This is a genomic window from Mediterraneibacter butyricigenes, from assembly GCF_003574295.1.
Classification (GTDB): Bacteria; Bacillota; Clostridia; order Lachnospirales; family Lachnospiraceae; genus Mediterraneibacter_A; species Mediterraneibacter_A butyricigenes.
On the sequence record NZ_BHGK01000001.1, the window covers coordinates 674,866 to 695,908 of the forward strand.

A 21,043-nucleotide genomic window follows, 5' to 3' on the forward strand; every position below is an offset into this window, starting at 1 on the left:
CTTCCTCCTATTTTGTCTCGGCAATAACCTGGTCTACTGCTTTCTGCCATGTTGGATCAAATTTGAATCCACGCTTCTTGGCTTCTGCTTCATATGCGCTCTTAAGTTCTTTCATGTCGATGTTCCAGAACTTCACGCCTTTCTTCTTCAGTTCTTTAATTGCCTCATTATTTGCATCCTTCAGATACTGACGCTCTGCTTTATATCCTTCTTCGCATCCTTCCATGAATTCGTCTTTCAGATCATCCGGAATCATCTTCCATGCTTTATCAGACATCATAACCGGGATATACGTGAATGCATGATGTGTATAGGTTACATTTTTTGTGACTTCATAATAGCCATTTGACAAACAGTTACTTACTGCATTTTCACAGGCATCGATCGTTCCCTGCTGAAGACCTGTAAATACTTCGTTGTATGCCATTGCTGTCGGCATTGCACCGAATGACTGGAATGCTGCCATATGAAACTGGTTCTGCATTGTACGAATCTTTACACCTTTGAAATCTGAAATTGATTTAATCGGCTTCTTTGAAAATGTATCACGGAATCCAGATTCCAAATATCCAATCACATGTACATTAAGCTTATCTTCTGCTGCCTTGGAAATAAGATCTCCCACCGGTCCGTCTACCGCTGCATGTGCCTGCTCTTCATTTTCCCAAAGATACGGCTGATCCAAAATATCCATCTCCGGGATAAAGTTTGTCAATACAGAATTTGCTGCAGATGCAATGTCCAAATCTCCCTGACTGCAAAGCTCTACGGAACCTCTTTCATCTCCGAGTGCTCCACCCGTTACAACTACGATTTTGATCTCGCCGTCTGTCTTCTCATACACAGCGTCTGCCATTGCTTTTGCGCCTTTATAAATTGGAGAAGCCTCTCCATCAACAATTGCCATACGGAAAACAAGTTGCTCTTTTTCTGAAGATTTTTTGCTTCCGCATGCAGTTGCAGATGTAACAACCATTGCCATCATAAGCAACACTGCTATTACTTGTTTCCCTTTCTTAATTTTTCGCATTTCTCTTCCTCCATCTCATACACGTTTTTAAATTTGTCATATTACTTCTCCATACACGTACGATGTATTTATTGATTAAATCATTACACTTTTTGTAATAAAAGTCAATTATTGATATACTTTTAACAGTTCATTCTATGTTTTGCACAGTTTTTTCTGCTATTTTTTGAATTTCTTCACAACACCTGTCACCTCATTTTCAAGAATTCATCATACATATTTCTATATTCATATGATGTATTCAGCGTGTATTACCAATACATCATCTCTTTTAATTTTTTATAAATGCAGAAAAGACTCTGTCTTTTTTCTGAACAGAACCTCTTTATTCATTCACTATTTAACATTATTATTCTTTACATTTCACATTTTCGTGCTATAGCAGTTTGTAAAAAAAGTAGAGAGGATGAAAATAATGAACACTAACGATTGTTTCTATTGTACCAAAGATGAACGCCTGCAGGGTCTGATGATAAAAATCTGCGACATGCCATGCGCTACATTCTATTTATTCAAAGACCAGCGATATACCGGCCGTTGTGTTCTCGCTTTCAACGACCACAAAGAAGAATTTTTCGAGTTAACACAGGAAGAGCGCAGCATTTTCAGCGAATCTACGGCCACATGCGCACGTGTTTTGAAAGACCTGTTCCACGCAGACAAGATCAACTATGCCGTGTACGGAGATCTCGGTTCCCATTTCCATGTGCATCTCGTGCCAAAATTCAAAGATGGTCCGGAATGGGGCGGTCCTTTTACCGACACGAATCCAAAAACATTACTTACAGATGAAGCGTATGATGCTCGAATCCAGTTGATCAAAGATGCTCTGGCAAATTCAAGTCGAACGTACGTGAGACTTGGCGCGTGATTCTGGTCAGCAAAGCTGACATATTCCGATCAGAATCACTGCGCATCCTCGCGTAGCGTTTATTGATAGAATTTATCCTAAAAACAAGAAAAAAGAAGCTGCCGCTTCACGAAAATTTATTCGTTAAAGCGACAGCCCCTTTTTTAATAAGTGACCCCTGACCTGGTCGTGTTAAGGTGTGCGATCATTGCATATTTTGCACCTCTTGGATCGCGATTGGCAATTGCTTCCGCAATAATCCGATGTTCTTCAATCGTCTTCTTTTTAAACTGGTCTCTCGTACCACCAACATTCAACTGTATCGAAGAGGTAATGATCGGCATCATCTTCCCAATGATTCGATTGCCGCTGCACTCCGCTACTTTCTGATGAAATAGTGCATCCACTTTTATATAAGATTTATTCTCCGTGATCAAATCTTCCATCTGCCTGCACTGTCTAAACAGTTCGTCGATTTGCGGCGTTGTCGCATTCATCGCCGCTAATTCTGCGATTTCTGGTTCCAGGATCATACGCACCTCCAGCATATCAAGCAATAATTTTTCGTCGGAATTTTCAAGGGCCAATCCAAGTGGATCCTCCGGTATTCCATTTTTATATGACACAAAAGTTCCTGCACCTTGTCTGACGTCTAATATGTTATGAGACATAAGCGTTTTTATCGCTTCCCTCAGAGTTCCTCTCCCAACTCCGAGCATATCTGTAAGAACATGCTCACTTGGAAGACGTTCCCCCGGCTGCATATTATTATCTTTAATATATTCAATAATACGGTCCGCCGTCTTTTCCACCAATGTTCTTTCTTTCTTTTTTTCCATATCCTGCACCTGTTCTTTTCTATCAATATAGTAAAATTCTTATTGTACTAAGTATACGAAATTTGCTTTTTTTATTCAAGAACAAAAAAAGAAAGGGAGCATATCAATGCTCCCTTCCTGTGGAAGAATGATTTACGTTTATCCCGAAAAGGATCTTCGTGCCTATCCCGGAGTGGAACGAGGTTCGACAGAATGGGAAGAAACATATAAAATCCGTGTAAATGTTAAAAAATCCATCAACCACTTTAAAGACAGCTTTTGCGTAGCTAACCGTAAAACCCAGAACGAAAAAACGCTTCATGCCGATTTACTTTTGGCTGGCATAGCCCAACTTGTTACATTAATCGTTGCTGATAAAATTCATCTACATCAATACATTCGAAGTCTTAAGCCTTTGATTGCATAAAATTGAGATTCTATAAATTTTTCTGCTTCGTAGTAACTAGGAAGCCTTTTTACCATGCCATAAATTGATGACCGCCGCCTTCCAGCCCAAGAATCCTGCAATGCAGGATTCTATCCTTGTTTCAATCAAGATTGCGAACCTGTTTCGCAATTACCTATCTGCAAAAAAAAGACGTAAGTCATATTTTTTATGACTCACGCCTGTCTTTACTTGTATTCTAAAAATCTTTATTTTCTTTGTCTTCTTCTTTCTGTAAATAATAAAATTTCTTCTGAATTTCAATCTCTTCTCGAAGCTGTTCTTCTGACGGAAGGCATGTTTTATATTTAGATGCAAATAATTGTTCGTGTCCATGCAATATAGAATATTTCGCAATATCTTCATCTGTATCGGAACATAAAATAATACCTAATGTCGGATTATCCCCTTCATTTCGCTTCATCTCATCATACATGCGAATATACATATCCATCTGTCCCACATCCTGATGTGTAATTTTTGACGTTTTTAAATCAATCAATACAAAGCACTTCAAAATGTAACCTAAATTATTCACGGAACAGTATCTGAAGCGATAACTGTGCCATGAATCTAAAAATTGATCCACGCAGCCATAACATCACTCAATTAACCCGTCAAAAGGGTATAAAATCCCTGTGGCAGAGTTCAGAGTGCAATTGTTAAGCTATCAAGATTCGTTAATAGTTGCTATTCCAGCTGTACATTCAGCTTACCGATATTTGAAAGTGTCTCATAGAATTCATTCTTATAAGGGCAGCTACTGCACAGCTTGAATGTGATATATCTTGCTGAACGAATTATTTTTGCAGCAATCTTCAGCAGTTTTAAACGGACGGTATCTATGCGTTGTTTTCGCATGTTTGCTGATAATGCCAATCGTCTAAACCAATTAAATATGTTATACGCAAGAGCGTGTACCTGAAGTCTGTTGGCATTTACGATTCTAGCATGGCTACTTACAGAAGCGAAATCAAAACCGGATTTGCTTTCTTTGATGAAGTTTTCCATCCGTCCTCTTTTGCAGTAAAATTTTATGAGATACTCTGGTGAGGAATCCATGTTTGTGACAACAAATGTGTACATGTAAACCATCTGGTTTTCCGGCTTTTCAACCTTGCAAACCACACGCCTTTCATAAGGCCATGGACCTGCTTTGTACATGAATTCACCATAAACTACCGCATAATCAACTTTGTTATTCCTGGTGATTTCATCAAGCTCATCCACAAGATGGGATGCTTTTTCACGGAGAATACCATTCTCCTTCAGCCGGATGACATAGCTTGTGCCATTTTCCTCGCACTGCTTGTAAAGGTCAGGCGTAGCAAAACCGCTGTCACCCCGAAGCAGAATTTGGATTGTTGGATAATCATTCAGATATTCATCAAGTATTAGTTGCAGGAAGTCAACCACTCCAGTGCAGGAATACTGTGTTCCATCACGAAGTTGGATTTTTATCAGATCCCCAGTCATTCCATCATAACAGACAAGTGGATGGTATCCATTGCTCTGATAATGAAAGTTAAAGGCTCTGCCTTCCTGTTTACCGTATGCATCAAGAAGAGTGGAATCCAGATCCAGAATAACAGCCTGTGGCATCTGAATACTGTAAACTCTTTTTCGAAGTATTCTGCCAATCGTAAGGAATTGGTTTAAAGTATCTTCATCCATACGGTTAAAGAATCTTGATACCGTAGGTTGTGATGCTAAAGCATCTTTATTTAGTACTGCTTTAAATACTGAGTCATTTGTAAGTTCATCTGAAACATCATCTTCAAAATAACCTGCAATAATCATATAGATTATCTGAAGGAGATTCTCCTTGTCAGTGTGATATCTAAATGATGCAGAATCATTAGTCTTAAATGAGCGACTGAAAAGTTTATCAATGTCAAGTTTACTTACGAATTCTTTGATAAGAAGCAGGTCTGCATCGGAGGATAAATCTCCTCCATCAAAATTTATTTTAATCTGTCTATTGCTTTCTAGTGATAAGGTGTTTACAATACTCATGAAGGGCTCCTTTGTTTGTATTATTAATGGCTTTGAACACCTTAATTTTACCACAAATGGATGCTCTTTTTTTATTCGCTTGATAAGTGAAAAGCAATATTCAATTAAAATACAGTAACTATGTGGCTTTCAGCCACTTTCACGGCTACGCCGTGAATAATCCAGGTTTAATATCTGATAGCATGAAACAGATGTAAGCGAAAGTAATTTTATAACTGCCACTCCAAAATATAAGCATACACCTGTAGAGCAAGCATATTCACTTATGAGCCATGTGCAATCTCATTTCTTATATTTGCACCCGCCTGTTCATTTAATAAACCTCTAAATGTAAACAAATTATCGTTGTCATAGCAATCTAATAATTCCGGTAAGGACAAAATAGAACTCAATACTTTCTCCATTGATGATCCATCATCTTTTAATGTTAGAATGTATAATCTTAGCGAGCAGACCATTTGGTTATCCAAACGGTAAAATGCTCATTAGGGACACCCTAATACCCGAATAATAATTTTTGCTTAGCAATTACACACATTCTATTGCTAAATTTCAAAATATGAATTCTATTTTTCATTGTTGTTGAAAACCGTTTTACCGGAAACAGGTATTTACTAAGTTGCATAAACAGTGAACTATACGCCTCATTATTAAAACTATCATCTATTCGTAACATAACATCACATGAATTTTCTCTAGCATTGAATAAATACTCCAGAAGTTCTTCCTGCCTTGCCTGCCCTAATGTAAGCCTGTAAAGAGACAATATCTTTATCAGCCTTTCATAATTCATCTCATCCTTACTCATAGGATACATTGGCACAAGCCTTTCTATTTTTACACTCTGATTTCATTACGATTCATGAGGTGTCTTCCAATATGTCTATAAGCAAATGCTTTAAAGGCTGAAATTTCTTGATGATGTTCCTTCAACAGTTCATCTGGACAATCATAAACACCAAAATCCTGATTGATTCCCTCGCTCTGAATATAAGTATTGTTCCTATCAAACTCAATAATGAGATTTCTGAAATCCTTGACTGCTACTCCATAACCGCAAAATGCACCTGTACATTCCGAATTTTGTTCCTGTAACTTCTTTATGTAGGTTTTATCCAAAATGAAAGCTTCCAGTTCGTACCACTGATTTTCGAAATTAATTTCTACCCAGCTATGGAAAGCTATGGAAAATACTTTTTGGAGCATTACGGTAAACAACCCCGGTCATAGCCCCTTTCTGCAATCTTTTATCAATCGTAAAACCATGTACTCTGCATGGAATATTGCAGGCACGTAAAAGTGCCATAAATAAAGTTCCTTTTGTATTACATTGTCCATAACCATCTGCAAGTACTTTTGAAGCTGAAATTCCGTCATCAATATTATATCCAAATAAAACATCATCTCTTACATAGTTGTAGATTGCCTTAATCCTTTCAAATTACTGTAATCTTTCATATTAATCAGCTATTAATCTGAACCAGCGGATATTTTTCTTTATATGTTTTACATATCTTCGCCAATGTCTCCACCGCTGCAAATTCACTGCATCCAATGGTTATCGTTCCCTCTACAACCTCTTCTTTTCCTTTCAATTCCATGTTTTTTATTCCTGCTTTTTTGTTGTAACCATTCTATCATGTTGCATCCCAAACATCATCTATATCATCTTGTAAAATCAAAGTGAAATGATTCTGTTCAGCATTTTTAATGTTTCATCAACACTATTTTATACATGCAGATTTTTCTGCATCTCTTCTTTAAATTCTCTTCCTTTAAACAATATCACTGCTACAAGAAACAGGAAACATATTAACGATCCAAACATACTTACTGTTGGATTTTTCACCACTTTGCATAAGAGTAAGGTTACCGGAAGGATCAATCCGTATCCGGCAGCCATAATTTCGTAAATAAGATACTCTCGCACAGGGCTTTTCCTCACTTTAGCGATTACAAACATCGCTGTAAGTGTAGATACACTCATGATCGGCAGCACAAGATCTACAGACCAACTGTGCCAACCGGTCAGCGCATCCCATATAAAACAGATAATAGTACCGATAAAAAGCTGCCACATCGCATTTTTCAGCAGGTTATAGCGTTTAAAAAATCCAATCGATGAGGTAATCCACATTGTCACAACGCCTCCGGCTGTAAATAAGGTCCAGCGAACTCTCGGATGGGAATTACACTCCGCAACAAGCATTGCCGCAACAATTGCAATACACAGAAAGCTATAAATTTTATAGACTTTCATTTCCTGTTCGCTTGGCTCATCTGTCTTTGGGAATTCAGGTTTTACTTTTTCAGATGCAATTCCCTGTTCTTTTAACAAGCGATAAAAGTTACGTTCAATATTCACTGTATCGTATCTGGATGTAAATGCAAATGATAATTTATCCTGAAAAGAACACAAACACAATTCAAACTTAGGAGTGTTTGTGTACACACCAAATCGTTCGATATAAGGCACATAACTCGCATGCATTTTAACCGCACTCATATTAGAGAAGATTGCTGTCGTGTTCTTCTCTGAATATTTTGCCCCGGTCTGAATACATAGATTTTTCAATTCCAAAGGTGCAAGCCTCAGAATCGGATGCAGTTCCAAGGCAAGCAACTCGCTGATATGCGCTGACATCTTTTCTTTTGTCAGTTCTGTCTCAAAAAATTCTTTCGTATATTTCAGTATTGCCTCAAAACTTTGATCTTGTGTAGTAAAATTATATCCCGGCTCAATCCAATGAAAGAAATTCAGCATCGATAAAGACGGGAAAAACTTTCTTAAATTAACCGGAACCATTAACACGACCGGCTTTTTCTTTTGCATCTTAGACATTTCTTCATTTATTGCCATCATAAATAAGGCTGTCAAAAAGATTGTCATAGATACGCCGAGTTCCCTGCTCCGATTCAATACTGCCTGAACTGAAACAACAGATTCATGGACGTGCAGATGATTTCCATCTTTCTTTTTTCTCCGTATCTGGAAAGCATGTAGTTTTCTTTTTTTCGGTCGTTTCTGATCTTTTGAATAATATTTCAAAAAACTATCAGCTTCTTGATCTTGTACCGTCATATCTTCTGGTAACAAAGAAACTGGTTCTAATCCATTTTCTTTGTGAATAAGATAGAGATAATTTTTTACCAGTTCTTTTAAAAATTCTGTCGCTCCTGTGCCATCTGTCAATACATGGAATGCTTCGAAGTTGATTCGTTTTTTATAATAGGTTACTTCAAAAAGCAGTGTCTTCTTATCTTTTATGTAGAGTCTACTACAAGGCTCTTTGTACTCTTCCTTTACAATCGGTTGTAAATTACATGGCTCAAGATAATGCCAGAATAACCCTTTGCGAAGCACCATCAAAAACGTAGGAAATATTTCTATTGTCTGATTCAATGCTTCCTGCAAAACATCAGGATTTACTTCTTCTTTCAATTCGCAGTAAAAGCGAAACACTCTCGTATCTTTTTTATTACTGGCAGCAGAATATAATTTTGCTGCATTATCTAGTTTTCTCCAACGTGCTTTTTTCTTACTCACGGTGTTTCCTCTTTCAGAAATTCATTGATATAGATGAAACTTTCCTGTACATGTAACTGCTTGATCCCCAACGCAAAATATCCATGTAATGCTTCTTTGATCCGATGTATCTCCACATAATTTCCAGCCTCTTTTAAGCGCTTCCCATACGCTTCCCCTTCATCTCGAAGTGGATCAAATTCACATGTAAGAATCAATGTATCAGGTTGATTCGCTAAATCTTCTGCTATGTATGGTGCAAAATATGGATTCTTCTTATCCTCTTCATTTCTCGCATAAAGATCAATATAATCCTGCATCTTCCCAGCTGTCAAAAGATAGTCTGTTCCATTTTCCTTAACAGATGGAAATGGTGAATTTTCTGTATAATCATTATAGGTAGCCGGATAGATCAATATCTGTCTTTTTGGCATAAATTCTCCACGATCTCTAGCCATCAAAGATAATGCTGCACAAAGATTCCCTCCGGCACTATCTCCGATCAACGTAATATTTTCAGGTTTTATGTTGAGCATAAAATCTCCGGAATATAATGTTTTCGCAACGGCATAACAGTCTTCCAGACCTGCCGGGAATTTATCTTCCGGTGCCAGTCGGTATTCAACTGCAACTACATATTGTCCGGTTGCATTAGCAAGCCGAGCACAAATTCTTTCATAATTATCGATACTCTCTGTAACCCAGCCGCCGCCATGTATAAACAAAAGCAACTTTTTATCTTGAATATTATGTTTCTTTTCTTCACTCTCACGAAAACTTTTTTCAGTTGGAAAGAAAATACGAATCGGAACGGCATGACTCCCGTTATATATTTTCTCATCTATTTTTTTATAAAAAATCTTCATCGGATCCAATCGTTTTAAATCCGCCATATGTCGAAATGCTTCTACTTCCACACCATCAAAAGACAGAGCTTTCAAAATCTTCTTCGCTGTCTGATTGATCAATACTATGTTCTCCTTATATCCGTTCTTATGTCTGTAAAAAACTACATGTCCATTATATCATAAAGTACTTATTAAAGTGAATTGAATATTGTAGGATTACAATACACCGGATATTAATACATGTTTCTCAAGTTATCATGGCGTCTACGTTTCACTCCGTTCAGGGCCGAACAAGCGCCACCTGCACTTAGCACATCCAAAGTCTTATGCAAGCTCAGACTTTGGCTTGTCGCTCGCGAAAAAAAGAGGATCTCACCACTTCGGTAAAATCCTCACACTTTTCCTCTCGATTTAATACTCTTTTTGCTCCATGATTCTCCTGCTGATTCCATAGGAAATCACCAACACCAAACCACTGAGCAGAAATCCCCCGAGCACCAAAGCCTCTGGCTTCCATTGATTTAGAAAGTTTGTCATTAGTTTTACGTTTTCCTCCCCGATCCATTTCAAAACAAAATAAAGCAGAAATGCGCTGCCACCATAAACCATGAGGATTGCAATTCTTCCCTTTTCCGCTCCGAATTTCAACTGTATCGGCACCATAATCGCAATCACACACCAGACAATCGGTACAAAGATCAGAACCGTCAGAAGCTCTTCCCCAAGCAGGATCTGCTCTCCATGAATTCCTTTTACAATCAGATATATGATTCCGGATAATACTACGGAAAATATTACACCTACTGTGCAAAATCCATACTTTTCTTTTACATAAGTTTTTGGCGTAACCGGCAGCGTCATCAGGAACTCAAATCCCTGATCCATTTCGTCATAGGAAATCGTAGACGTCAGCAAAATAGAAAATGTAAAAGATAAGTATCCTAACACAAATGTCCCGTTCTGCGTCAATCCCAGAAATCCTGCCATCATAAGAAACAAAACCAACGTCTGTCTGTTCTGACAGAGCAGTCGAAAATCTTTTTCAAACAGTCCACGCATTAGTGATACCCTCCCGTCATCATTAAAATCAACTCATCAATTCCACCTTGTTCCACAACAATTCCCGGATAATTTTCCTGATAATATTGTTTATCTTTCGTAAAACAGGCATATCCATAAGGCTCTTTCTGACATTTGATCAGATACTCCTGATCCAGTGTTCCAAACTGTTCTTCACTGACTTTCAGGATTCCGTAATGATCTAGGATCTGATCCGTCTCTTCATTCAGAAGAATCTTCCCGTCATGAATCAGATAAATATCATCACACAAAGTTTCCAGATCTGAAGAAATATGAGAAGTGATCAGAAGCGTTCGCGTCTCATCCTCCGCCATATACTCCCGCAGTAAATCCAGGACCTCCTGTCTGGCTTCCACATCCATTCCTGCGGTAGGTTCGTCTAATACCAATAACCTGGCTCCATGAGTTAGCGCAATCAATACCCGCAATTTTGCTTTCATTCCTGTGGAAAATTCTTTCAGTTTCTTCTGATATGGGATCCGAAATTCTCTGCATTTTCTCTGGAAAAGTTCCGCATTAAATTTCGGATACATTTTCCCGAGAATCTTCTCAATATCCTGAACCGTCAATTGTACACTGAAACCCGCTTCTGCCAGTGATACTCCTATTTTCTGCTTGTCAGACGGTGTCAACTTCTCCGCCGGAATTCCAAAGACCTGAACTTTTCCCGCTTCCGGTCGGATCAGCCCAAGAATCAACTTGATTGCCGTACTCTTGCCTGCCCCGTTCTTCCCCACAAATCCGGTGATCCGTCCCTGTGGAATCTCCATAGATACCTGAAACTGAAACGTTCCGTATGTTTTCTGTACCTGCTCCATCCTGATCATATACATTCTCCCTGAATTTTTTCTTCCATTCCTTCCAAATATAGTTCTTTCTACTTTCCTATCCGAATGATTCTTTCTGAATATCCCTTTTTCAGCTTTCTTCCAGCAAAAGTTTTACAACTTCCAGGATTTCCTCCTTACTCATGCCGATATTTTCCGCGCGGTCGATGGCTTTCTCAAATTCCTCTTCCACTGCTTTTCTTCTCGCCTCCACGGCAACCTGTTGATCCGTTGCGGTCACAAAAGTTCCTTTTCCGTGAACTGTTGTAACGAATCCTTCTTCTTCCAGCCTGTCATAGGCTTTTTTCACTGTCAGGGAACTGATCCGAAGCTCTGCAGACAGCTTTCTGACCGAAGGAAGGACTTCTCCTTCTGACAGTCTCGACTGTAAGATCTCTGTTTTGATCTGTTCCACCAACTGTTCATAAATCGGTACCATGGAGGAATGGTTTAAAATAATATGCATATTCAACTTCTCCTTTATCCTCAACCTTGTTCAAATTCTCTCAAAGGAATTCGGATATCTGTCAACAATAAACAGTATATAACAGTTAACATCCGTTGTCAACTGTTATATACTGTTTATCCAAAAAATCTATCTTCTGTTTCAGCCCTATACTTTTAAACTGATTTTCTTCTTTTCTTCTTTATAGAAGGACGCATGCCAGGTCGTCTTTTCAATGCATTTGTCAAACAGCATTAAAAGTGTCGGCAATACGAAAATAACCAGAATGAAGGAAATCGTCGCCCCGCGACCTACTAAAGTTCCCAACTGGCTTAATACCAGATTAGTTGAAACAATTCCCAGAATGGTTCCCGCAATCGTCAGAATTGAAGCAGACGTAAAAATGGAGATCGTACAGTCTTTGACCGTTTCCCAGGCTGCCTGTTTTCTGGAAGATTGTTTTCGTTTTCCGAGATACCTGTCTGTAAACAGGATCGCGTTCATATCCCGTCCCATCTGAGTTGCTTCACTGCTGTATACCTGACTGCTTCCATAATAGAAGCTGTTATTGTTCTGCACCCAGATACACGGAATCAGAATAAGAACAAATACCGTTAACACCGGAACCCGTACTTTTAAAACCGCTGTACTGAACTTCTCAAATTTCGGAACAAAAGAACGATGCTGTGTCTTATCAATCAGTTTATAAGAAATCATGGTCAGTGCCGGAAGGAAACACAGTACGGAAAACAGGCTGAGGACAATTGCCTTTGCCATCACCCATCCCATATCCGGACCGATCCGAAACCGCATCAGAATCAATGCCGCAAATCCACTGACTGTCGTCAATCCACTGGAAAGTACACTTCCCACTGACTGTTTGACCGCATCCACCATGGCATCCTGCACCTTTTCTCCTGCCTGTCGATTCTCGACAAACCGATGTAAAATGAAGATGGCATAGTCCATGGATACCGCCAACTGTAAGATTCCGCCTGCTGCATTTGTTACAAAGGAAATGGTTTCCAAACATCAGATTGGTTCCCCGATTCAACATAATTGCCAATCCAATGGTAATCAGGAACAGAACCGGTTCAAACCAGGAGGTGGTCGTAAGAATCAGGATTAGGAACACTAGCGGCAACACAAACAGCATGATTTTTGCTATCTCATTGGAAGTCTGTACCGGAGCCAGTGCATCATTCACTGCAGTTCCATCCATACAGTTATCGTCCCCGATGATGTCACGAATCTCATCAATCACTTTTTTCCCATTAGTCTCATCTATGGTAATCTGATATAACGCATTTCCATCCTTATACCAGGTGTCTACCGTATCCTGATCCATCATTTCCAACGGAACCGACACACTTATCTTATCATCCAGCCAGGTCACTTCTTCCACACCATCGACCTGTTCAATCTGTTTCTTATAGTCCAACGCCTCTGCTATGGATACATCATAGAGCATCACACGAAGATTCGGAACTTCCTGATCGTATTCTTCATACATCGTGTCCAGAGCCTTCGTGAAATCCTGATGGCACACCCTGCCCGTGAGATCAACGACAATCCGCTGGTGATCCTGGAAGTTCTTTATGATTATGTTTCCGAACACACTGCCTGGATTTCCCTGCTTCTTGGTGAAAACGGAACTCTTTCCTTTATAAACAGCTTAAATGACGTTGTCCGCTCCTGTTGCATTGATCACTGGATGGAAATCTTCACAAAAAAAGAAGCAAAAACTTATGACTATTTTTGCTCCTTTATCGTGTCCGGCTGTGTTGCCCTGGTCAATGACTGGTTGAATTCCGGCATGAAAGAATCTGCGGAAGAAATGGCAATTCTCTCTCGTGATATTATCCGCGACGGAATCCGGGTACTTTCCGCCTGAATGAACCGCAACCACATACCGGCACTTTCTGCCTGATTTAACTGTGATAATATCCGGGTGTTTTCCGCCTGAATTCTTACACGAGAACTATCTGGATTGCCACATCCGCAGCCCACATCAGCAGTCCCATCAGGAACAGCAGCCAGAAGATCCATTTATTATTACAGTATCTGAGAACATAAGCACATTTCGGATGATCCGGGTCATAATATACATCCAACTGCGAATGCAGCGGATACAGTTCTTCCATAGGATTATAATACCTTCCTGCCACAGAATTGATGTAATTATACACCCGGAATACCTGTCCTTTTTCTTCATATTCCATCCTGTTTTCCGTCAGTGGACTTCGCCTAGTATGCGTCACATAGGCCTTATATTTTGGTCCGGTCACCGTATATTCTTCACCGTCCACCGCATAAGACACTACCGGAAGATGAACGCCGCTGTCTTCTCCTCCGTAATATGCCCGGGTATATCGGATCACCGTTCCTCTGATTCTTGCTGTACACCTTGACTCCTGCACCAGATATTTATAACCAATCAGAAATGCCAACACCACCAGTACCAGCCCTCCGATTCCCAGAAGAATTCCAAATACCAACTTTATAATCTCAATATCCGTTATCTGTCCTCTCACTTTCTCACATTTTTTTCATTTTATCATAAATACTTAAAACAAAAAAGTCACAGATCCGATGAAAATTTTTCTGCACATTTCTGTACATTTTCCTCTTTCACCGGATCTGCAACTTTCTTTCATTTATATAGCATGCTAATAAATTTTACGCTGTTTTACTGAACTGTGACTTGTAAAGTTCCGCATAGAATCCACCTTTTGCAAGCAATTCTTCGTGGTTTCCCTGCTCGATAATATCACCGTCTTTCATAACCAGAATGCAATCTGCATCCCGGATCGTAGAAAGACGATGTGCAATGATAAAACTGGTTCTTCCCTTCATCAACGCATCCATTGCTTTCTGGATCTGCACTTCCGTTCTGGTATCTACCGAACTGGTGGCTTCGTCCAGAATCAGAATCTTCGGATCTGCCAGAATGGCTCTTGCAATGGTCAGAAGCTGTTTCTGTCCCTGGGAGACATTACTTGCCTCTTCATTTAATTCCATCTGATAACCGCCCGGCAGAGTTTGAACAAACCGGTGAACTCTGGCTGCTTTTGCTGCCTCGATTACTTCTTCGTCCGTCGCATTTAAATTACCATACCGGATATTTTCCATAATCGTTCCATGGAACAGCCAGGTATCCTGTAACACCATTCCAAACATCTGTCGCAAATCTGCCCGGTTGAAATCCCGGATGTCATGGCCATCCACCAGAATGGCTCCTTTGTTGACATCATAGAACCGCATCAGTAATTTTACCATAGTGGTCTTTCCAGCACCTGTCGGTCCTACGATTGCAATTTTCTGTCCCTCTTTTACCTTTGCAGAGAAATCGTGGATAATAATCCGGTCTGAGTTATATCCAAACTGCACATGATCAAATTCCACATTTCCCTCCAGCCCCTCCGGTGATACCGGATGTTCCACGGTCTGTACTTCTTCCTCTTCCTCCAGAAATTCAAAGACACGCTCGGAAGCCGCTGCCGTTGACTGGAGCATATTTGCCACCTGAGCCACCTGCTGGATCGGCTGGGTAAAGTTCCGTACATACTGAATAAAGGACTGGATATCTCCAACTTCAATCTTTCCCTGGATTGCCAGATAACCTCCGAGAATCGCCACACCTACATACCCATGATTTCCCACGAACTGCATGATTGGCATCATCAGTCCGGACAGGAACTGCGATTTCCATGCCGAATGATAGAGCTTCTGGTTTGTCTCTTCAAAGGTCGCAATGGTTTCCTCTTCTTTATTAAATGCTTTCACAATATTGTGACCGGAATAAATCTCTTCCACCTGACCATTGACCTGTCCCAGGAAGTTCTGCTGATCTCGGAAATATCCCTGAGAGTGTTTCATGATCAATGAGATAAATAAAACCGAAATCGGAAGAATCAATATTGCAATCAGAGTCATCAGTGGGCTGATGGACAACATCATAATCAAAACACCGATAATCGTAGTCACTGAGGTAATCATTTGCGTCGCACTGGTATTTAAACTTTGTCCCAATGTATCTACATCATTCGTGACACGGGAGAGCACATCTCCGAATGGTTTGGTATCAAAATAATTCATCGGCATCTTATTGATTTTCTCTGAAATATCTTTTCGAAGCCGATAGGTCGTCTTCTGTGAAATTCCTGTCATCAGATAGCCTTGAATCAAGGAGCACAGAGAACTTGCAAGATAAAGCCCCAATGCCGTCAGAAGGATGGTTCCGATTTTCTGAAAATCCATCCCATCTCCACCGGAAACTTTGCTGACCAAACCATTAAAAATCTCCGTCGTCGCTTTTCCCAAAATCTTCGGGCCTACAATATTAAAAACGGTACCGCCCACTGCAAAGATCAGAACAAAAAATGCTTCCACTTTGTAGACACTCATGTATTTCAAAAGTTTCTGAATCGTTCCGCGGAAGTCTTTTGCTTTTTCTCCACCGCCCATACGATTCATTCTTCGACCACCCATCGGTCTTCCTACCGGTCTGTTACTCATTTGCGGCACCTCCTTTCAATTCTTCCTCCGACAACTGCGAAGCAGCAATCTGCTGATATACTTCACAGCTCTTCAACAATTCCTCATGGGTTCCTGCTCCGGCAATCTTTCCGTCATCCAGGACCAAAATTTGATCCGCATGAAGAATGGTACTGATTCGCTGTGCCACAATCAGCACCGTTGCATTTTCCGTATGTTCTTTTAACGCCTGTCTGAGTACGGCATCTGTCTTGTAATCCAATGCAGAAAAACTGTCATCAAACAGGAATACCTGTGGATGTTTTGCAATTGCTCTTGCAATGGAAAGTCGCTGCTTCTGTCCACCGGACACATTGGCACCTCCCTGAGCAATATGACTTTCATATCTGTGTTTCTTTGTCTCGATGAACTCTTCTGCCTGGGCAACCTGTGCCGCCTCGATCATCTCCTGCTCACTGCCGTTCGGATTTCCATACATAATATTGGAACCTATGGTTCCGGAAAAAAGGACTCCCTTCTGTGGAACATATCCCAATTCCTCTCTCAGATCTCTCCGGGAAATATCCCGGATATCTTTGCCACCTAACGTAATCTTACCCTCTGTCACATCGTAAAATCTCGGAATCAGATTCAGAAGTGTTGATTTTCCGCTTCCGGTACTTCCGATGATTGCCGTAGTTTTACCAGGCTCTGCCGTAAAACTGATATCGGAAAGCACCTCTTCTTCTGCCCCCGGATACCGGAAGGACACATGATCAAATTTCAGGACTCCTTTTTCCGCATCCGTCAGTCTCTTTGGTTGTTCCGGATCATGGATCATCGTCTCACTGGTCAGAATTTCATCCACACGTTCTGCAGACACAGCTGCTCTTGGCAACATGATTGAGATCATACAGATCATTAAAAATCCCATGATAATCTGCATCGTATACTGGATAAATGCCATCATGTCGCCTACCTGCATCTGTCCGTCGCTGATTCCGTGAGAACCAGTCCAGACAATCAGGACAGAAACTCCATTCATAATTAACATCATCACCGGCATCATAAAGGTCATCGCACGGTTTACAAACAGATTGGTCTTTGTCAGATTTCGATTGGCCTGATCAAACCGTTCTTCCTCATGCTTCTCCGTATCAAATGCACGAATTACCGACAGACCGGTCAAAATCTCCCGAGTTACCAGATTCAATTTATCAACCAATGTCTGCATACTCTTGAATTTCGGCATCGCCACTGTAAAGAGTACCAGAACCACCAGTCCGATCAAAATCACGGCCAATGCAATGATCCAGGACATAGAAACATTGGTCTGAAATACTTTATACACACCGCCAATTGCCAGGATCGGTGCATAGAGCACAATTCGAAGCAACATGACCATCAGCATCTGGATCTGCTGAATATCATTGGTACTTCTGGTAATCAGAGACGCTGTAGAGAAATGATCAAACTCATTGTTGGAAAATCCAACCACTTTTCGGAACACTCTGCTTCTCAGATCCCGTCCAGCGCTGGCTCCGACTCTGGAAGCCAAAAGTCCAACCAGTATACTGATACCCATGCCACAAAATGCAAGAGCCAGCATCTTAGCACCCGTAGTAAACAGATACTGAAGCTGGATATGAGCCATGTTCATTCCCAGATCCTGATAAGCCCCTTTTACATAGCTAATCGCCGCCTGATCCAAAATCGTATCCGGAAGATCTCCAAACTTTTCTTCCATTTGTCCCATAGTTTGTTGCAGAATCTGTGGATTATGCTGTGCTGCCTCCATCATCTGCTGCACCTGCTCTGACATGGCAGAATCGGATTCCATTGCAGTACACGCCATCATCGGCATACTTAAGAGGTCTTTCAGATTGTTATATTTCTCATCATTCTTCTGAAGAGACTCCTTCAGAACATAAGCCTCTTTGTCATAAGTCGTCTCATCCTCTTCATAGGCATCCAGAACTTCCTGTTTTGAATCATCGTCCAGGAACATCAGCAGCTGCCCCATCTTTTCTTTTGAAATTGCTTTTGGAACACTCTCTTCGATTCCACCCTGCTGGATTCCCACATTGACAATGTCAGAGGTATATCCCGGAAGGGACAGATCGCAGTAAGCCTGCCCACAAAGCAGTAGCAAGATGAGAAGTACTGCCTTCCAGTACATTCCCATATACTTAAATAATCGTTTCATGCTGTCTTTCCTTTCTTTATGCTGTCTTTATTTCTCTCTGGATTCGAAAGTTTCCTTTCTGTCGTTATCCTTGTTTTTCTCTACATTCCGAAGCATTCGAAGCAAGATTTTTCGAAGTTCTTCCTTCTCCTCTTTCGAAATTCCTTCAAACAATTCTGCCTCCATCTGACGAAATGTCTGCTTGACCTGAGAAAGATATTTCTGACTTTTCTCCGTCAGATGTAGTCTCAACATCCGCTGATCTTTCTCATCCGGTTTCCGTAAAATATATCCTTTCTGCTCCATCTTTTGAATCGCATTTGTCACAGACGGTGGTGTCTGACGCAGTACACGCGCCAGTTCCTTCTGAGACATGGAGCCGTCCCGATCCAATATAAATAAGATTCCGGCCTGATGTGGTTTCAAATCCATATTCTGTAACCAACGTTTGCTCATCATCATCTCAGATCTCACAAGATATGACATCAACGCAAATGCAGACATCTTTTCCATATTATAATCCATGATTTCATTCCTTTCTTCACAAAATAATTTCTCATTCAGCTATTATTTAGTTAAATAACTAACTAATATTCTAGGTATGTTACGCTGAAAAGTCAACTCTTTTTTACAACTTCACATTTTTTACACAATCACAGGAAATGGTTTCAGGTGCCTTCTCCCGAATGATATGCGGTCATCAAAATCTTACACAAGCTTAGATTTTGGCGCATCGCTAAACCCAAAAAAAGAATCTGTCTCACATTGACAGATTCCCTCACTTCTTTCATTTCTGCTTTTCCAAATCATGATAGAAAAGATTTCCTGCTTTACACAGTCTTTTCATCCATCTCGCTTAACTTCTGGATGATTTCCTCACAGATCGTATTGATGTCCTTCTTGTCAGTATGGACTACGATGTCTGCTGCGGCTTCATATTTCTCTCTTCTGGATTCCATCAAGTTATCGATGAATTCCACGTTTTTATTTCCATTGAGAAGCGGACGGTCTTCACTATCCTTTACACGCTCCAAAATGGTCTCCGGATGAGCGGTCAGAAGAACAACTCTTCCGTTTTTCTTCATTTCCTTTACATTTTCAGCCCGAAGTGCAGCACCACCACCGCAGGAAACAATGGTATTCTTGCGTTCCTGCATTTCAATCAGGAGCTTTGTCTCCAGATTTCGGAAATACTCTTCTCCATAAGTATCAAAAATATCCGGGATACTCATTTCTTCCCTTGCCACGATCTCCTGATCCATTTCTACCACATCCATTGCAAACATGGCACTCAAATATTCGGATACCGTAGATTTTCCGGCTCCCATAAACCCGATCAGAACAATATTGTAAGAAAACAGCTTTCTGGACTGGATTCGTTTACTGTTCAGCAGGATGCTCTTATACACATCATAAATCTCATCTTTATATGTATTGTGTCCCAACTTGTCTTCAAAGCGACGTTTCTGCTTCTCTTCCTGCTTCGGCTGAAGGATCGGCATCCCATATTCTTCTTTATATGCCATGATTTTCTCAACGATCGCATAACGTTCTGCCAGTGCATCCATCAACTTTTCATCGCACATTGCCAGTTGTTCTCTGTACAATTCTAAATCATTCATCTATCTTCTTCTCTCTTTCGGTACTACTTTGGATCTCCCTGGATCCTACTTTTTCTCCCCAATTATACAGGGGAGTCTTCCATAAGTAAAGCCTATGTATTAATCCAGGACCGCTTTGATCGCATTCAACAGTTCATCGTAAGTCTCATAAGCCGGAAGTTCCGGATATTCCGCTTTGATTGCATCTGTACTTCTGAACAGGAAACCAGCCTTGCTTGCCTTAATCATCCCCAGATCATTGTGGCTGTCACCGCTTGCAATGGTCTCATAACCGATGGACTGCAGTGCCTTAACCGTTGTATATTTTGATTTTTCGCAACGCATCTTGAAGTCCAGAATCTCTCCGTCCTCTGCTACTACCAGAGAGTTACAGAAAATCGTCGGATATCCCAGTTTCTTCATCAGAGGTCCTGCGAACTGTGAAAATGTATCACTTAAGATGATGACCTGAGTCAGTTCCCGCAACTGGTCTAAGAATTCCTTTGCTCCCGGGAACGGATCGATCTTTGAAATTGTCTCCTGAATTTCTTTCAGTCCCAGACCGTGTTCTTTCAGGATTTCGATTCGATATTTCATCAGTTTATCATAATCCGGCTCATCTCTTGTCGTGCGCTTCAGCTCCGGAATCCCCGTCTCCTCTGCAAATGCGATCCAAATCTCCGGTACCAGTACCCCTTCCATATCCAAACATACAATTTCCATAACTTTTCTCCTTTTTCTGAACCTGTTTTCTTCCTTTTAAAGATTAAATTATACCTTCTTGCTGCGAAATGTGATTTTCTGCAGATCTGCACTCCGTTTCAATCGATGCATATTCTCTGTCTTTCAGACAATGTGCACTCTGTCGGAGGCCAAAGCCATATCATAGGAGTAAG

19 protein-coding genes and 3 pseudogenes are annotated in these 21,043 nt (G+C 40.5%); 3 read left to right on the top strand and 19 right to left on the bottom strand.

Annotated features, from left to right (window positions below):
* Positions 1–7: 7 nt before the first annotated feature.
* A complete protein-coding gene (locus KGMB01110_RS03235) occupies positions 8–1,030 on the bottom strand; it encodes a TRAP transporter substrate-binding protein (protein WP_119297555.1) in 1,023 nt (340 codons plus the stop codon).
* A 415-nt stretch (positions 1,031–1,445) separates the two neighbouring features.
* On the opposite strand from KGMB01110_RS03235, the gene KGMB01110_RS03240 reads away from it, so the two are divergent.
* Positions 1,446–1,901, top strand: a complete 456-nt coding sequence (locus KGMB01110_RS03240; RefSeq protein ID WP_243112653.1) for an HIT family protein — start codon at positions 1,446–1,448, stop codon at positions 1,899–1,901.
* Positions 1,902–2,044: 143 nt separating this feature from the next.
* On the opposite strand, the gene KGMB01110_RS03245 is transcribed toward KGMB01110_RS03240, so the two are convergent.
* Positions 2,045–2,719, bottom strand: a complete 675-nt coding sequence (locus KGMB01110_RS03245) for a FadR/GntR family transcriptional regulator (RefSeq protein WP_119297556.1) — start codon at positions 2,717–2,719, stop codon at positions 2,045–2,047.
* Between the two features lie 118 nt (positions 2,720–2,837).
* On the opposite strand from KGMB01110_RS03245, the pseudogene KGMB01110_RS03250 reads away from it, so the two are divergent.
* Positions 2,838–3,045 (top strand): annotated as a pseudogene (locus KGMB01110_RS03250) (ISNCY family transposase); the annotation flags it as partial.
* 297 nt (positions 3,046–3,342) lie between these two features.
* On the opposite strand, the gene KGMB01110_RS03255 reads toward KGMB01110_RS03250, so the two are convergent.
* The 11 genes and pseudogenes from KGMB01110_RS03255 to KGMB01110_RS15510 form a co-directional block, all read right to left on the bottom strand.
* Positions 3,343–3,732 carry a PDDEXK nuclease domain-containing protein gene (locus tag KGMB01110_RS03255; RefSeq protein ID WP_330508007.1) on the bottom strand — a complete coding sequence of 130 codons (390 nt, stop codon included), beginning with the start codon at positions 3,730–3,732 and terminating at the stop codon, positions 3,343–3,345.
* A gap of 101 nt (positions 3,733–3,833) precedes the next feature.
* A complete protein-coding gene (locus tag KGMB01110_RS03260; protein ID WP_119297557.1) occupies positions 3,834–5,159 on the bottom strand; it encodes an IS1380-like element ISRgn3 family transposase in 1,326 nt (441 codons plus the stop codon).
* A 263-nt stretch (positions 5,160–5,422) separates the two neighbouring features.
* Positions 5,423–5,617, bottom strand: coding sequence for a DUF4209 domain-containing protein (locus tag KGMB01110_RS15790; RefSeq protein ID WP_306307833.1), 195 nt, complete (start codon positions 5,615–5,617; stop codon positions 5,423–5,425).
* A 379-nt stretch (positions 5,618–5,996) separates the two neighbouring features.
* A pseudogene (locus KGMB01110_RS15795) lies at positions 5,997–6,600 on the bottom strand (transglutaminase-like domain-containing protein); the annotation flags it as partial.
* A 31-nt stretch (positions 6,601–6,631) separates the two neighbouring features.
* Positions 6,632–6,757: pseudogene (locus tag KGMB01110_RS15230) on the bottom strand (LysR family transcriptional regulator); the annotation flags it as partial.
* Positions 6,758–6,888: 131 nt separating this feature from the next.
* Complete coding sequence (locus tag KGMB01110_RS03280) at positions 6,889–8,706, bottom strand: DUF6320 domain-containing protein (protein WP_119297559.1); 1,818 nt, start codon at positions 8,704–8,706, stop codon at positions 6,889–6,891.
* Positions 8,703–9,653, bottom strand: a complete 951-nt coding sequence (locus KGMB01110_RS03285; RefSeq protein ID WP_243112657.1) for an alpha/beta hydrolase — start codon at positions 9,651–9,653, stop codon at positions 8,703–8,705. The genes KGMB01110_RS03280 and KGMB01110_RS03285 overlap by 4 nt, the downstream gene beginning before the upstream one ends.
* A gap of 291 nt (positions 9,654–9,944) precedes the next feature.
* Positions 9,945–10,592, bottom strand: coding sequence for an ABC-2 transporter permease (locus KGMB01110_RS03290; protein ID WP_119297560.1), 648 nt, complete (start codon positions 10,590–10,592; stop codon positions 9,945–9,947).
* Positions 10,592–11,440, bottom strand: coding sequence for an ABC transporter ATP-binding protein (locus tag KGMB01110_RS03295; RefSeq protein WP_119297561.1), 849 nt, complete (start codon positions 11,438–11,440; stop codon positions 10,592–10,594). Before KGMB01110_RS03295 ends, KGMB01110_RS03290 begins: the two co-directional genes overlap by 1 nt.
* A gap of 91 nt (positions 11,441–11,531) precedes the next feature.
* Complete coding sequence (locus KGMB01110_RS03300) at positions 11,532–11,906, bottom strand: GntR family transcriptional regulator (RefSeq protein ID WP_117604095.1); 375 nt, start codon at positions 11,904–11,906, stop codon at positions 11,532–11,534.
* Between the two features lie 147 nt (positions 11,907–12,053).
* Positions 12,054–12,854, bottom strand: a complete 801-nt coding sequence (locus KGMB01110_RS15510) for an MMPL family transporter (RefSeq protein WP_279220911.1) — start codon at positions 12,852–12,854, stop codon at positions 12,054–12,056.
* 571 nt (positions 12,855–13,425) lie between these two features.
* Here KGMB01110_RS15510 and KGMB01110_RS03310 point away from each other — a divergent pair.
* On the top strand, positions 13,426–13,779 hold the full coding sequence (locus KGMB01110_RS03310) for a TetR-like C-terminal domain-containing protein (protein ID WP_117604094.1): 354 nt from the start codon (positions 13,426–13,428) through the stop codon (positions 13,777–13,779).
* A 76-nt stretch (positions 13,780–13,855) separates the two neighbouring features.
* Here KGMB01110_RS03310 and KGMB01110_RS03315 read toward each other — a convergent pair whose 3' ends face one another.
* The 6 genes from KGMB01110_RS03315 to thrH form a co-directional block, all read right to left on the bottom strand.
* Positions 13,856–14,419, bottom strand: a complete 564-nt coding sequence (locus tag KGMB01110_RS03315; RefSeq protein ID WP_119297562.1) for a DUF3592 domain-containing protein — start codon at positions 14,417–14,419, stop codon at positions 13,856–13,858.
* Between the two features lie 145 nt (positions 14,420–14,564).
* A complete protein-coding gene (locus tag KGMB01110_RS03320) occupies positions 14,565–16,403 on the bottom strand; it encodes an ABC transporter ATP-binding protein (protein WP_174714246.1) in 1,839 nt (612 codons plus the stop codon).
* Complete coding sequence (locus tag KGMB01110_RS03325; RefSeq protein ID WP_119297563.1) at positions 16,396–18,567, bottom strand: ABC transporter ATP-binding protein; 2,172 nt, start codon at positions 18,565–18,567, stop codon at positions 16,396–16,398. Before KGMB01110_RS03325 ends, KGMB01110_RS03320 begins: the two co-directional genes overlap by 8 nt.
* Before the next feature lie 27 nt (positions 18,568–18,594).
* Complete coding sequence (locus KGMB01110_RS03330) at positions 18,595–19,071, bottom strand: MarR family winged helix-turn-helix transcriptional regulator (protein WP_243112659.1); 477 nt, start codon at positions 19,069–19,071, stop codon at positions 18,595–18,597.
* Positions 19,072–19,376: 305 nt separating this feature from the next.
* Positions 19,377–20,168, bottom strand: coding sequence for a shikimate kinase (locus KGMB01110_RS03335; RefSeq protein WP_117604091.1), 792 nt, complete (start codon positions 20,166–20,168; stop codon positions 19,377–19,379).
* A 99-nt stretch (positions 20,169–20,267) separates the two neighbouring features.
* On the bottom strand, positions 20,268–20,870 hold the full coding sequence (gene thrH, locus KGMB01110_RS03340; protein WP_117889115.1) for a bifunctional phosphoserine phosphatase/homoserine phosphotransferase ThrH: 603 nt from the start codon (positions 20,868–20,870) through the stop codon (positions 20,268–20,270).
* Between the last annotated feature and the right edge of the window lie 173 nt (positions 20,871–21,043).

Coding starts and splice junctions, on each gene's coding strand:
- KGMB01110_RS03335 (WP_117604091.1), bottom strand. CDS start 20,168: ATGAATGATTTAGAATTGTACAGAGAACAACTGGCAATGTGCGATGAA.
- KGMB01110_RS15790 (WP_306307833.1), bottom strand. CDS start 5,617: ATGGTCTGCTCGCTAAGATTATACATTCTAACATTAAAAGATGATGGA.
- KGMB01110_RS03260 (WP_119297557.1), bottom strand. CDS start 5,159: ATGAGTATTGTAAACACCTTATCACTAGAAAGCAATAGACAGATTAAA.
- KGMB01110_RS03330 (WP_243112659.1), bottom strand. CDS start 19,071: ATGGATTATAATATGGAAAAGATGTCTGCATTTGCGTTGATGTCATAT.
- KGMB01110_RS03290 (WP_119297560.1), bottom strand. CDS start 10,592: ATGCGTGGACTGTTTGAAAAAGATTTTCGACTGCTCTGTCAGAACAGA.
- KGMB01110_RS03240 (WP_243112653.1), top strand. CDS start 1,446: ATGAACACTAACGATTGTTTCTATTGTACCAAAGATGAACGCCTGCAG.
- thrH (WP_117889115.1), bottom strand. CDS start 20,870: ATGGAAATTGTATGTTTGGATATGGAAGGGGTACTGGTACCGGAGATT.
- KGMB01110_RS03300 (WP_117604095.1), bottom strand. CDS start 11,906: ATGCATATTATTTTAAACCATTCCTCCATGGTACCGATTTATGAACAG.
- KGMB01110_RS03325 (WP_119297563.1), bottom strand. CDS start 18,567: ATGAAACGATTATTTAAGTATATGGGAATGTACTGGAAGGCAGTACTT.
- KGMB01110_RS15510 (WP_279220911.1), bottom strand. CDS start 12,854: ATGGACTATGCCATCTTCATTTTACATCGGTTTGTCGAGAATCGACAG.
- KGMB01110_RS03295 (WP_119297561.1), bottom strand. CDS start 11,440: ATGATCAGGATGGAGCAGGTACAGAAAACATACGGAACGTTTCAGTTT.
- KGMB01110_RS03245 (WP_119297556.1), bottom strand. CDS start 2,719: ATGGAAAAAAAGAAAGAAAGAACATTGGTGGAAAAGACGGCGGACCGT.
- KGMB01110_RS03235 (WP_119297555.1), bottom strand. CDS start 1,030: ATGCGAAAAATTAAGAAAGGGAAACAAGTAATAGCAGTGTTGCTTATG.
- KGMB01110_RS03310 (WP_117604094.1), top strand. CDS start 13,426: ATGGCACACCCTGCCCGTGAGATCAACGACAATCCGCTGGTGATCCTG.
- KGMB01110_RS03320 (WP_174714246.1), bottom strand. CDS start 16,403: ATGAGTAACAGACCGGTAGGAAGACCGATGGGTGGTCGAAGAATGAAT.